The following is a 12,368-nucleotide window of genomic DNA, read 5'->3' as shown; positions in this document are numbered from 1 at the left end:
AAGGCAGTCTCGCTTTTAAGACAGCCTTGTTCTTTTTATTATTTACCACCTTTGATTACGCGGAGGGTGGAGCAAGTAAACTAATACTTACGTTTCAAATAGGCTTGCGATGTTAAAGAGATTAGATTATGTTTTAATGCTTCCAACACTAAACCCACTCTACTTTTCACACCAAATTTCGCAAACAAGCAAGCCCGATAACCGTCGATTGTTTTAATGGAAAGGCACATGCAATCAGCTATTTCATGGTAATTTAAGTCGGAACAAGCTAAACGAAGAAACTCCAATTCTCGGTCTCTTAAGTCCATCCAATCTGTATTGGAAGCCTGAAACCCCATGTTCGTCAGGTAATTGTTGTAATAACCCTTCATCCATATCTCCTGAAGTGCACCTTCCAATTCTTCTAATTCTATATTTTTTTGCAAATACGCACAACAACCGGCTCGGATCATTTTCATAACACTGACCGAATCGTCGAGCCCGGAAATCGCAACCAATTTAACGTTTGCATATTTTTTTTTGACGCGTGCTGCCACCTCATCTCCGTTCATTTCAGGCATGAGCACGTCTATTAACAAAATATCCGGTACCGATTCCCCTTTGTCTAACTGTTCAAATAGAGAGAAACCGCTATCCGCCAGTAAAGTCACCTCAAAACAAGAGAAAGAGCTAATAATAATTTCCAAGGACTTTAACACTAACGTGTGATCCTCCACAATGCCAATGGTTGCTTTCATAGGCTACCGAATTATAGTTGATCGAACCAGGTTTGATTCGCTTTCCTAGCTTTATAATTGATGAATAAAGTAACTGAAATTATTTCGGTTCATCAAGTATAATAGCCACTATTATCGGGCCGGCATGATTAAATGCGAAATTGTGGGAAATATTCTCAATGATCACAAGCAAATAAATCTGGTATTTATTGCAGGCTTCTATTAAGCCTATTATTGGTAATAATTCTTGAGTAGATGGATCGATTTAAAATCCAGGATATCGGTAATATCATACGTCGAAAGTGAAATAGATTCATAGGTTTCCAAGTTATCCAATTCTACCTCTTTATTAATCGGATTTTCTGTCAAGATATAATGTTCATTCAAAGGAATAAGGCTAATATCGCCTATTGTATGGATTTCTGCCTTGAGCAGTTTTCCAAGGGATTCTAAACTTAGGGGCATAACTGCATTTCAATAAGATAGTTGGACAAAATTACGCTATTTTATTTTAAAAAAAATGACTTTTATCATGTTTTCCTTTTTAAATGAGCATCACGTCGCCTACCTAATGATTTGGCTCAGAAGATTATGTAGCGACGTCCCCTTATACAAGTTGTACATCATTTCCTAACATTTATTTATTAATTAAATAATATTTCATTTTCTTAAAAACACCTATCTTGTCTCTTTAATATTATTCATTTATGCTTGTTTATTGTTGACGAGATCGGTATAGATTTTCAGATAGAGGCAGCGGCGGCAGTTTACATCAACGTACAAATAAGCTTACCAAAACTTAAATATTTATAGGATGAAAAAAACAGTCTTAGTCGTTGCAAGCGTGTTATGTTTAGCAGCCTGCAAACAGGTAGAAATGAACGCCCCTAATGATTCAGCTAAAGCAGCCTCCTTACAAGCGGCGCCTAATCTTGCCTTGCTCGCCAGTGGAAACCCTTTTAAAGTCTTATCCTTTAATGTCAGGCATCATGATGACAGCGATCCGCAAAGCATTGATGAGCGAAAGGGAAGTATCCGTCAGATTATTGTAGACAGTGCCCCCGACGTGTTTGGCGTACAGGAATTTTCTGACGACTCCTTCGAAACGTGGTTTAGAGTCCAAATGGCTGATCTGGGTTATGGCGAATATTACGACACAAGGATCACCGGCACACCCAAAGCCATTTTTTTTAAAAATGTACGTTTTAGTCTTCAACGAAGCGGCACCTCACGATTAGGTGCCTCACCTATCATCAATACCGCTACCTGGGTGGTATTACAAGATAAAATCACCTCCAACCGATACTTTATCAGTAACAGTCATTGGCAATATGATTCGCAAGCTATACGAATTGAGAATGCGAAAGCGCTGGCGGCCTTGGTAAAGCAAGAGAATACGGACAACCTGCCGGTGATTGTGTTTGGTGATTTTAATGCAAAGCCTGGTACCACCGAAATTTTAAATCTCAAAAATGAATTGGACGTGGTAGATGCCTTGGGAGATAGCTCAGGCGACTATACCTTTCACGGCTGGGATGCTACAGGCAGTTCCAAATTGGATTGGATTATGAGCGACAGAAGCATGGCCTTCACCTCTTCTCGTGTTATTACCACCAGCTATAACGGTTATTGGCCTTCCGATCATTGGCCCATCATAGCTACTTATGTCCCTTGCATCTTTGGCGGCCCGCACAACGATGTCAATGGCAAAAGCAGCAGTGCCGGTACCAACTTTTATTTTGCCGACGTAAATGGCGATGGGAAACAGGACAAGATTTATTGGAACCCCACCTATGATAGCGGTAGGCCACAAGTATTCCTTTCCAATGGAGATGGCACTTTTGCCGCTTCGGCAATTGCGCATGCCGCCGGCACTTCCTCCCTAAGCACTAGCCGTTATCATTATGCGGATGTGAACGGCGATGGTAAGGCCGATCAGATTTTATGGGATCCAAACTTAAATGCCGGTCACACCCGCGTCTATTTGGCGACCACGGGCGGTAATTTCAGTTCGACCGTCGTGGATAATCCCGAAGGAACGAGCGCAGGCAAGACTACAGTATTTCATTTCGCCGATGTGAATGGTGACGGCAAGGCCGATAAAATTTATTGGAACTCGACTTTCGATTCGGGTAAAACAAGGGTATACCTTGCCACGTCGGGCGGCAACTTTAGTGGTATGGTAGTTAACGGTTCAGAAGGCGCCAGCACCACCGCCGGTACCACTTTCTATTATGCTGACGTAAACGGTGACGGCAAAGCCGATAAAATGCTATGGCATCCAAGCTTAAACGCCGGAAAAACCATGGTGTATCTCTCCGATGGTGATGGTACCTTCACAGCATCCAGCGCCTTCAGCAATTCAGGCGCCACCAGCGTTTCGGCATCCACTACCTTCTATTTTGCGGATATCAATGGTGATGGCCGGGCCGATAAAATCTACTGGCGTCCGGATCTATATTTGGGCAAAATAAAAGCTTACTATTCAACTACCGGTAATACTTTTGACGGCCCTATTTATTCACTAAGAGGCACCTCGCAGAGCGCCAATACCAACTTCTATTATGCAGACATCACTGGTGATGGAAAAGCAGATCAAATCCGATGGGATTATGCGGAAAATGAGGGTAACCTACGGAATTACTTCGCTAAGTAATCATAATTAGAAAAGGAGGTGTATAAAGTTCATCATCGTTGTCATTGCCGCCCTGCTGGCCTGGTAGGCGATGACAACGATGTAAAACCGCAGATTGTTTCGTCATTCTCCCTCGCAATGACGCGTTTTCTAGGTGTTCACCACCTTTTGACACTCCCGTTTTTACACATAATAGGCGGATGTCCGCTTCCACCCCATCAACCGTAATATTTTGTGTACGACCTGTACTATTTGCTAAACATGACACCTATTTGCCAAAATAGTTTTACCGCCGCTATTTTTTTCCGTTCGTTGCGCATCGTTAAAAACTTTCCTGTTTTCTTCTACCCAAGTCTTCGTAGCAGTCTGTATCACCGCTTCGCTTAAATCGGTGCATTTGCCCCCAATCGCTCAGCGTTTGAAATACATCTTGAAGCGTTTCGACATATTTGGTAAGATAGTATTCGATGCGCAGGGGACGTAGCTTCATGTTAATTTTTTTCTGCACAAGGCCATGCAGTTGCAGATGCCTGAGTTCTTTCGCTAGGCAATGGGCCGATATGCCATCAACCACATCCTGAATATCTTTAAACGTGCAAACTTCTTTTGAAAGTGCAACAATAATCCGTAGCTTCCACTTCCCGTTCAACACACACATCGTCTCTTCGAGGAAATCAAGTTTAGCGTCATCGAAATAAAATATCGATCCATCAACGGAATCAGTAGTCATAGCCATAATTTATTTGTCCATTCAATTGCAGACAAAAAAATTGCAATTATGCTACCAATTATCCATTGATCACTTCTCCCCCATTCACATGGATCACCTGTCCGGTTATAAAAGAAGCATCGTCCGAAGCTAAAAACACATAAGCGGGGCCGAGTTCTGAAGGCTGCCCGGCACGTTTCATAGCTGTTTCACTACCAAACTCCTGAATCTTTTTCTCGTCGAATGTCGATACAATCAGCGGTGTCCATACCGGGCCTGGCGCTACACCATTTACCCGAATATTCTTTTCACTCAGATTCGTAGCCAATGATCGCGTAAAAGTAGTAATCGCACCCTTCGTAGATGAATAGTCTATCAAGGCAGGGGAAGATCGATAAGCCGTAACCGAGGTCGTATTGATAATGCTATCGCCCGCGGTCATGTGTTCCAATGCTGCTTCCGCAAAATAGAAGTACGCGTAAATGTTCGTACGGAAGGTAATATCTAATTGCTCATCTGTGATATTCTTCACATCCTTTTGTGGAAATTGCATGCCCGCATTATTTACCAGCACATTTAATTTGCCAAAATGCGCCACGGTCTTTTTTACGGCATCTTTACAGAATGCACTGTCTTTCACGTCGCCTTTTATTAATAGACATTTTCGCCCGGCTTCCTCTACTAACTGCTTTGTTCTCTCCGCGTCTACATCCTCATCCAGGTAAACAATGGCAACATCTGCTCCTTCCTTGGCATAATGAACGGTAACAGACCGCCCAATACCGCTGTCACCTCCCGTAATCAAAGCGACTTTTCCCTCCAATTTACCTGCGGCCTTATAACTATCTTTTATGTACTCAGGCGCGGGATTCATCTCTGCTTCTATACCCGGCTGGCGGTGTTGCTTTTCCGGTCGATTGTTTTTTGTGTTTTCCATCATCCTGTAATCTTATACTGTTTATGAATGATTAATTAACAACCATAAGCAGGACTTGTTTACATTAGGCTCCGCTCATTGAATTGCCGTAATTCTCAAAATATATAAACTGTGACAGATATTGTTCTTTCTCTAAGTCATTTTCAGCGAAAAGCAAATCAATATCAAAAAATTCGTCAAGACTAATAATGTCGTTTTTATTTTCTTTCTTCCTATAACCAAGTCTCCAGCGGATATAATCTCGGTGCTCGCGTAGCCCCATATACAGTACAACAAGGTTGAAATGGCGGCCGTCTTTCTGAATAATCCGTGCTAGCTTCTCAAGCGCTTCAAAAGAGCCTTCCAATACGCCTAAAAATCTTCCCTGTAGCTTGGACGAAAATAAGCCTTCGGCATACAACAAGATTCCGGTAATATCATGGATGGGGTTATAAAAGGTTGCTTTTTGATCTATTTTTCGGAGCTGATCGACCGACAACAAAGACGTAGCTTGGCTCGTATAGATTAATTGATAGGTTTCTTCTTTCATAAGGTTGTTTTAGTACGATAAAAGAAGAACCAAAACCATGCCGCCTTTGTGATGTGGTCATTTACACGGTTTTGCGACGACACAAAACAAATTCAAAATAAACCTGTTGACTTCTATGGGAACCCATATAGTACATGGGCGTCCATACATTTACTTAAAAAAAGAAAAACAATGGAAAACACGAAAGTTAAAGCAGAGGTATTAAATGATCTAATCGAAATCAATAATGATCGGATCGCCGGTTATGAAAGAGCCATCGAAGAATTGGATGACGCGAATACGGATCTGGCAGCTCTTTTTCGGGATATGATTCAGGAGAGTCGGAACTATAACATGGAACTGATATCAGAAGTTCAAAAGACCGGTGCTGAAATTGAAGAAGGCACCACCGCCAGTGGAAAAATCTATCGGGCTTGGATGGATGTGAAAGCCATGTTTACGGGAAGCGATCGAAAGTCGGTACTGGCAAGCTGCGAAGGAGGCGAAGATGCAGCACAGAAAGCGTACAAGATGGCAATTGAAGAAAATGAACTTGCGCCAGACACCCTTGCGCTTATTCAGAAACAAAAAGCAAGTTTAAAGTTATCGCACGATAAGATTAAAGCTTTACGCGACAGCGAAGTGTAAGTACATCACAGAATTGCCTTTTAGTCTTTGGTTATGGTCGTAAAAATGAATCCCTCATAAGAGGGATTTTTTTAAAGGACGGCGTTAACGTATTTGCGTTTCAATAGACAATTACAATATCAAAAAAGATGTATAGCTATTTTGTTACGGAGATTTCAATATATATAGGTTATCGGAGTATCAATTTTGGAAAATCGATCGCGAATGATGACCCCATTCCTTCTTCACTTTTAACATTTATGGATCCAAAATGATCACTGATAATCTTCGAAGCCACGAAAAGACCGATACCCAGTCCTTTGTATTGGGAATGAGCCATATCGCTGCGATAAAATTTTTCAAAGATCTTCGCTAGCGTTTCATTCGACATACCGATACCTTCATCTGCAACCGTAATCCGCACGACATCATCTTGAACAGCTGTCCTAATCGATATGGTTGTTCCCTTTTCGGAATATTTGATAGCATTACCTACAATATTAGCCAACGCCTGTTCAATGCGATTTTTATCGATTTGCATTTCACAGTCGGCACCTAATTCATACGAAATTTTATGGGCAGGGGCTAATAATTTAAAAGACTCGATGACCGACAACATAAAATCCTTGAAGGGCACCCACTCTTTATTGTACGTAAATTGGCCGTGTTCTATTTTAGAAACATCGAGCAACTGCTGCGTAAGCGTCACCAGTTTTCCTGCCTGCTTTTCCACCTTTTGCAAGTGACCGTACAATTTAATCTCATTGGGATCAACCAGCCGCAGCGAAATTTGTGATAAAGCTCTCAATATTGTAATTGGTGTATTCAATTCATGACTAGCTATTGATAGGAACTCACTCTTCTGCTCGCTTAAGTACTTCGCATGTATGAGTTCAAGCTCTTGTTCCTGATTAGTTGAACTGAGTGCGGCATTTCGCAATTTTAATTCCTCATACGCACTGATTGGCCCTTGAAGGCTAATCTGCCGTTTAATAAGAACCATCTTTTGTTCGTCCATCTTACTGGATGTTGGAATCGCCATCTGTAGCAAAACAAAACCCTCTTGTTCTGAGAAGCTCGCTTCCATTAAAGGCACTAGCTTGCGCGCGTAATCAAAACCCTCATTATGTTTTGGAAAGTCTTCATCAATACGAAAGCGCAGCTTCGCGCTGAGCGCATAGCGGTCTTTCACTTGTGTAAAGCCAATGGTACAGGCACCTTCAAAAGCTTTATCCATAATTTCCCTGCTGACCTCGGACACTGCCGTAGCAAAAACTGTTTGCGTAGCCACCGTCAATTTAATCAATTCGGCTACTTGGATCGACTTTTTATAAGCGAGCGTCAGATCCATTTCATTTTCGAGGGTAATATAGGCCAATTCAGTCATTTTACATATTGATAACAACAACAGACATGTCATCGGTTTGTCGGGCATAGTCTTTATAAATAGCTGCGGCCAAAACGGAGGGATCATGCCGGATTATTTGCGGATATTTGTTAATCTCCCATCGTGACCGGATGCCATCGGAGCATAGAATCAATTTGCTATAATAGCGTATATCTAATATGTGGTCGTTCATAGTTCGCGGAATGTTATGTCCAATAATACCATTATACGGAAGCTGCGTTTTTGAAAGTACAGCGCCTTGTAATCTCGTTGAGATATTACCAACACCGGAAATTTTCAAATGTTTTGTTTTCGTGTCAAGTACCGCAACTGTCGCAACCAGGCCCCGTGTTTTGCGTACTTCCGGATGTATGAACTGGATAATTTCCGTTGGCGAATCGAAAGGACAACGCTTAAACGCTTCCACCGCAGCGTTCATTGCTAAATTAGCGTCTGGCCCATGCCCCAAACCATCAGCTAACATGAATTTGATGTTGTTTCCAATGATTTTTTTGTAAAAGCCATCCCCACTGGTGAGCTCGCTCGGCTTGGCAATCACGAGCGGTCGTACATCTACGGCAACCTTTTCCTTTTTCCGCACCGTATGTTTATATACTCTGCTGAGCACGATAGTTCCCCAATTTGGTTGGGAAAACAAATCAAATTCGTCTGATAAGCGCGATATGCTACCCAAACCATGCCCCAAGGTACTTTTGGTTGATACACCGTCCACCAACATCGATTTAGCATCCTTCATGCCCGGCCCATTATCGATGCAAATCAGTTCGACATAGCTAAGATCAGCATCGCCCATAATGCCTGCTAAAATTTCGCCACCTTTTGTATATTTGTGTAGATTGGAGGTTAATTCGGCCAGTATTAAATCAATTTTATCAATTTTCTTCGGATCAAAGCCCGCCGAAGCCACCATGCTGTGTATCTCTTTCTTTAAGATGGAAAAATAACTCCGGTCTGCAGCAAAAAAGCGCTGATGCGTAGCGTCAACCATTAGCCCATTTTGTTATGGTAACCTTCGTTCCAGCTCCTAATTCACTTTTTATCTCAAATTCATTCACGAGCCGCTTTGCGCCCGGCAAACCCAGTCCTAAACTTTTACCGGTAGAATAGCCATCTTTCATGGCCAGCTTGATGTCCGCTATCCCCGGCCCCTTATCATTAAATGTGAGCCTTACACCGTGTTGTCGACCTAAAGAGACGATCTCGATCAGTACATCACCGCCGTTAGCATAACGTAACATGTTCCGCACAAGCTCGCTTGCCGCCGTGATGAGCTTCGTTTGATTCACCAAACTCATCTTAATTTTTACGGCGTACTCCTTTACCCGATTACGAAAGGGCACTACATCCTGCTCCCTACCAATAGACATATTGTCTTTATTCAGCGAGATAATCTTCGTTATCATTTGTAGGATCTGTTTCATCTTCTTCTGTCAACTGAACCTTTGATCTCAATAGATCCATGCCTCTTTCCACATTTAGCGCCGTGTAGACACCCTGCAAGGGCAAACCAAGTTCAACCAATGTGATGGCCACTGCGGGCTGCATGCCTACCACAACCGTTTCCGCATCTAACAACTTAGACATCACCCCTATATTACCAATGATTCTACCCATGAAGGAGTCAACGATACTAACGGCTGAGATGTCAATCAATATCCCTTTTGCCCCGGTTTTACTTACCATTTTTACCAAGTCGGCCTCTAACTCCAGCGCTAAGCGATCGTATAAATCTACCTGAATTGTGACCAGTAAAAACTGGCCCATTTTCAATATTGGAATTCTATCCATCACCTATAATTTAAACCAACGGAATTACCTGCTGACCACTTTTTTTACTTCTAGCTTTAATGATGTAAAGGCAAATGCCAAGGCACTGGCGAGGGACGCCTTGGTAACAATGCCGGTTAAGTCGATACCCAAATGAACGATCGTTTGCGCAATTTCGGGACGGATCCCGCTGATGATGCACTCCGCTCCCATCAAACGGGTCGCACTGACCGTTTTGAGCAGATGCTGAGCAACCAGCGAATCGACTGTGGGCACGCCCGATATGTCTAATATGGCTATGCTGCTGCCAGACTCAACGATCTCCGTCAGTAAGTTTTCCATGACCACCTGTGTCCGCGCGCTGTCTAAAGTACCAATAATCGGCAAGGCCAATATGCCATCCCAAACACGAATAACCGGCGTCGATATTTCGCTGATTTCGTCTGTCTGGCGTAGAATTACCTCCTCACGGCCTTTTATAAAAGTTTCGAAGGTTACGATGGAAAAGCTGTCAACCAAACGGCTAACATTCAATGTTGCGGCTAATAACTCAGCAGGATCTTTAATTTCCTCCTGCAAAACTTGCAGCAAGGCTTCCTTCAGGCTCATAATATAGAGGCCCGTTTCTCTCGGGCTAAAGCCTTGTTTAGCTCTAGACAACGATATGCCGCCTAATAACTCAATCACATGGTCGAAATCCGAAGATTCGGGACTGCCTAGATTTTTCTCGTTTATGCTTTTTATCAGCGCCTCAACCAATTCGTCCGACTCTTCCCGTAACTCTTCATTGCTGATTAAGTCCTCCCTTAACAACTCATCGGCGAGCTGGTTTTTCATCCAGCGATCGGCAATTGCCGCCTTTTTCTTCTTAAAGATTTTTGTGATTTCTGCTGCCATCGTATTAGTTAAATTATTTTGTAATGTTACAGTATTTTTCACAAAAAAGAAAATTGGTCAGCTGATTCTCATCCGCCGAATATTTTTCTGTCACTTTTGCAATCTGGCCCTTCGCTGCATTGCCAGTACAGCGCAGATATAAAATGCCAACTTAATGTTTGCCATTATTCGGTTTATGAATAAGATCAGCTGTTTCGACTATCCTTCGAAGGGTTAGCACTCCAAATATAGAAGCCTAGCTATAGCCATGGTATAAGATCTTTACCACTGATTATAGCATTTATCGTGTTAGTTTGAGAAATAATGGGAGTTTATATCCGGTTCGGGAAATAGTGTTATCAATTTGGACAATTATTAAGAGGTAAACATTTACGAATAAAAACAAAGAGGCCCTATTCCGAAGAATAAGGCCTCTTCTTCTATGTGAACTAGTCTAAAGGCTATTTAAATAGTTGACAACTTCTTCTCGTGTTTGGCCGGTCTTCTTTTGAAGCTTACCGATCAATTCTTCTTCCTGTCCTTCTGCATAGGTTAAATCGTCATCCGTTAATTCACCCCATTTCTGTTTCACTTTTCCTTTCAGCTCGTTCCACGAACCTTTTAATTTTAAATCGTCCATAACCTGTCTCCTCTTTTTGTTGTTTATTTAATAACGCCGCCCATGCCTATTTGTTTGAATAATATTATGACGCCTGTTTAGATCTGAAAAAGGACTTTTTCTTTTTCTGATCAGTGCCTATCAAATATCCGAAGGGCTGTAAGGCCGGAACATTATCGCAAATGATCTTAATGATCCCAAGCAGCGGAATAGCCAATACCATACCCCCTATGCCCCAAATCAATTCGCCCAAAACCAATGCGATGATTGTAAATAAGGGATTAATATTCACTTGATCACCTACTACCAGAGGCTCGAGGATATAAGTTTGCACAAATTGAACCACCAGGTAAACAACGAGTACGCCAATGATCTTATCGCTTCCGCCTCCTTGAGCAACCGTAGCTAATACCGTAAGGGAAGTTCCCGTTATATTGCCAACAAAAGGGACTATTTCAAGCACTCCACAAAGAATGGCAAAAAACAGCGCATTTTTTACACCGACAACACTAAAGCCGATGCCGTAGAGGATCCACAACATGACAATCATCAGTGCAAGCCCGGCTAAGTAATTCTTAGAAACATCGGCGGATTTATTGATGATTTTTTCGGTCTGATTCTTCTTGGTATTATCTACCAATTTAAGGATGAAGTTCTTTAATCGAGAACGATAAAGAAGAAAAAGAAAAGTATAAACCAGTACCAACAAGCTGTCTACCAAAATACTCATGGTGCCGCCGGCAAAAGACAAAATCGTACGGCTTCCTCCGTCGCTTCCGATCGACTGCTCAGCCTTATCCACCAACGCTGCTTGCTGATCCGAAGAAATACCTAAAGTCTGGTCCATCCAAGCCTTTAATTTTTCGAACAGGGCAAGCACCCGCTCCTGCATACCGGTCAGGTTTTCGGAAAAATCACTTAAACGCCAAACTAATAAGGCTATTATTGTTGCAAATGCAAGCACAATCAACAATACACCAATTAATGAGGACAGGGCTCTATTTAGTCCCCAGCCTTCCAGCCTTTTCGCTATACCAACAAACAAAGTAGCAAGCACACCTGCCAAAGCTATGGGAATAAGAAATGGTTTCCCTACATATAATATGGCGATGACAAGTACAAGTAAGAGTAATTTATTAACTGCTAGTTGGGTTTTAATCATATTGTATTTTTTTCGGCAACCAGTTATTCAAGGCTTAAATTGTTGCTTTTATTGATAGCCATGATTTGGTAAACAAAATATAACATAAAAAGTTGTATCAATAATTTTTGAGTTTATGTTCTGTATACGGTTCAGCATTGGCCTTATTTTCTTCCTGCACGCCGCCGTTCCAATTATCTTCAGTTACCTGCTTATTTCCTTCCATAATATTACCGTTTACATAAGCCCGTCCATATACCTTATAGGCTAAGTTATTTCTTCCCGACTGAACCTTCAGTATGCGATGGCATACAGGGCTATCTTTCGGTGTAGCCGAGCCCGCTTTAAAATAATTATTCAAGATATTATACATAGAGCGGTAGGCACTCTCCTAAAATAAAAGATAATTACTATTTTAGAAGCGC

At 42.0% G+C, this 12,368-nt stretch carries 17 protein-coding genes; 2 read left to right on the top strand and 15 right to left on the bottom strand.

The features are described 5' to 3' along the window. Window positions 1-80 precede the first annotated feature (80 nt). The gene (locus FKG96_RS07795) at window positions 81-737 is read right to left on the bottom strand and encodes a response regulator (protein ID WP_130856330.1); all 657 of its coding nucleotides are present in this window, start codon (window positions 735-737) and stop codon (window positions 81-83) included. A 210-nt stretch (window positions 738-947) separates the two neighbouring features. Then, window positions 948-1,181, bottom strand: a complete 234-nt coding sequence (locus tag FKG96_RS07790; RefSeq protein ID WP_130856329.1) for a hypothetical protein — start codon at window positions 1,179-1,181, stop codon at window positions 948-950. 349 nt (window positions 1,182-1,530) lie between these two features. Between FKG96_RS07790 and FKG96_RS07785 the strand changes: the two genes are divergently transcribed. Then, entirely contained in the window at window positions 1,531-3,372 is a 1,842-nt protein-coding gene (locus FKG96_RS07785) for an FG-GAP-like repeat-containing protein (protein WP_130856328.1), read from the top strand. Here FKG96_RS07785 and FKG96_RS07780 read toward each other — a convergent pair. From FKG96_RS07780 to FKG96_RS07765, 4 genes are all read right to left on the bottom strand, one after another. Next, a complete protein-coding gene (locus tag FKG96_RS07780; RefSeq protein ID WP_130856327.1) occupies window positions 3,365-3,619 on the bottom strand; it encodes a hypothetical protein in 255 nt (84 codons plus the stop codon). The two genes, FKG96_RS07785 and FKG96_RS07780, sit on opposite strands and share 8 nt — an antisense overlap. Before the next feature lie 54 nt (window positions 3,620-3,673). Continuing rightward, window positions 3,674-4,081, bottom strand: a complete 408-nt coding sequence (locus FKG96_RS07775; RefSeq protein ID WP_165446983.1) for a helix-turn-helix domain-containing protein — start codon at window positions 4,079-4,081, stop codon at window positions 3,674-3,676. A 58-nt stretch (window positions 4,082-4,139) separates the two neighbouring features. Further along, window positions 4,140-5,000, bottom strand: a complete 861-nt coding sequence (locus FKG96_RS07770; protein ID WP_130856325.1) for an SDR family oxidoreductase — start codon at window positions 4,998-5,000, stop codon at window positions 4,140-4,142. A gap of 61 nt (window positions 5,001-5,061) precedes the next feature. Continuing rightward, window positions 5,062-5,526, bottom strand: coding sequence for a BLUF domain-containing protein (locus tag FKG96_RS07765; RefSeq protein WP_130856324.1), 465 nt, complete (start codon window positions 5,524-5,526; stop codon window positions 5,062-5,064). 171 nt (window positions 5,527-5,697) lie between these two features. On the opposite strand from FKG96_RS07765, the gene FKG96_RS07760 reads away from it, so the two are divergent. Then, window positions 5,698-6,153, top strand: a complete 456-nt coding sequence (locus FKG96_RS07760) for a PA2169 family four-helix-bundle protein (RefSeq protein WP_130856323.1) — start codon at window positions 5,698-5,700, stop codon at window positions 6,151-6,153. Between the two features lie 169 nt (window positions 6,154-6,322). On the opposite strand, the gene FKG96_RS07755 is transcribed toward FKG96_RS07760, so the two are convergent. From FKG96_RS07755 to FKG96_RS07720, 9 genes are all read right to left on the bottom strand, one after another. After that, window positions 6,323-7,519 carry a sensor histidine kinase KdpD gene (locus tag FKG96_RS07755; RefSeq protein WP_165446982.1) on the bottom strand — a complete coding sequence of 399 codons (1,197 nt, stop codon included), beginning with the start codon at window positions 7,517-7,519 and terminating at the stop codon, window positions 6,323-6,325. A gap of 1 nt (window position 7,520) precedes the next feature. After that, a complete protein-coding gene (locus FKG96_RS27210) occupies window positions 7,521-8,003 on the bottom strand; it encodes a SpoIIE family protein phosphatase (RefSeq protein ID WP_371719649.1) in 483 nt (160 codons plus the stop codon). A gap of 89 nt (window positions 8,004-8,092) precedes the next feature. Further along, window positions 8,093-8,269 carry an AgrD family cyclic lactone autoinducer peptide gene (locus FKG96_RS27205; RefSeq protein ID WP_371718439.1) on the bottom strand — a complete coding sequence of 59 codons (177 nt, stop codon included), beginning with the start codon at window positions 8,267-8,269 and terminating at the stop codon, window positions 8,093-8,095. 251 nt (window positions 8,270-8,520) lie between these two features. After that, window positions 8,521-8,943 carry an anti-sigma regulatory factor gene (locus tag FKG96_RS07745; protein WP_130856320.1) on the bottom strand — a complete coding sequence of 141 codons (423 nt, stop codon included), beginning with the start codon at window positions 8,941-8,943 and terminating at the stop codon, window positions 8,521-8,523. Then, complete coding sequence (locus FKG96_RS07740; protein WP_130856319.1) at window positions 8,915-9,328, bottom strand: STAS domain-containing protein; 414 nt, start codon at window positions 9,326-9,328, stop codon at window positions 8,915-8,917. Before FKG96_RS07740 ends, FKG96_RS07745 begins: the two co-directional genes overlap by 29 nt. 24 nt (window positions 9,329-9,352) lie before the next feature. Beyond that, a complete protein-coding gene (locus FKG96_RS07735) occupies window positions 9,353-10,204 on the bottom strand; it encodes an STAS domain-containing protein (protein ID WP_130856318.1) in 852 nt (283 codons plus the stop codon). A 433-nt stretch (window positions 10,205-10,637) separates the two neighbouring features. Then, window positions 10,638-10,823 carry a CsbD family protein gene (locus FKG96_RS07730; protein ID WP_130856317.1) on the bottom strand — a complete coding sequence of 62 codons (186 nt, stop codon included), beginning with the start codon at window positions 10,821-10,823 and terminating at the stop codon, window positions 10,638-10,640. A 64-nt stretch (window positions 10,824-10,887) separates the two neighbouring features. Next, a complete protein-coding gene (locus FKG96_RS07725; protein WP_130856316.1) occupies window positions 10,888-11,964 on the bottom strand; it encodes an AI-2E family transporter in 1,077 nt (358 codons plus the stop codon). A 97-nt stretch (window positions 11,965-12,061) separates the two neighbouring features. Beyond that, window positions 12,062-12,304 (bottom strand): hypothetical protein, encoded by a 243-nt coding sequence (locus FKG96_RS07720; RefSeq protein WP_130856315.1) that lies wholly within the window; start codon window positions 12,302-12,304, stop codon window positions 12,062-12,064. Window positions 12,305-12,368: the final 64 nt, after the last annotated feature.

The sequence above is a fragment of the Olivibacter sp. LS-1 genome, from assembly GCF_008245145.1.
Taxonomy (GTDB): Bacteria; Bacteroidota; Bacteroidia; order Sphingobacteriales; family Sphingobacteriaceae; genus Olivibacter; species Olivibacter oleidegradans.
The sequence above is the reverse complement of the archived record's forward strand: the minus strand, read 5'-3'. Positions and strand labels throughout refer to the sequence as shown.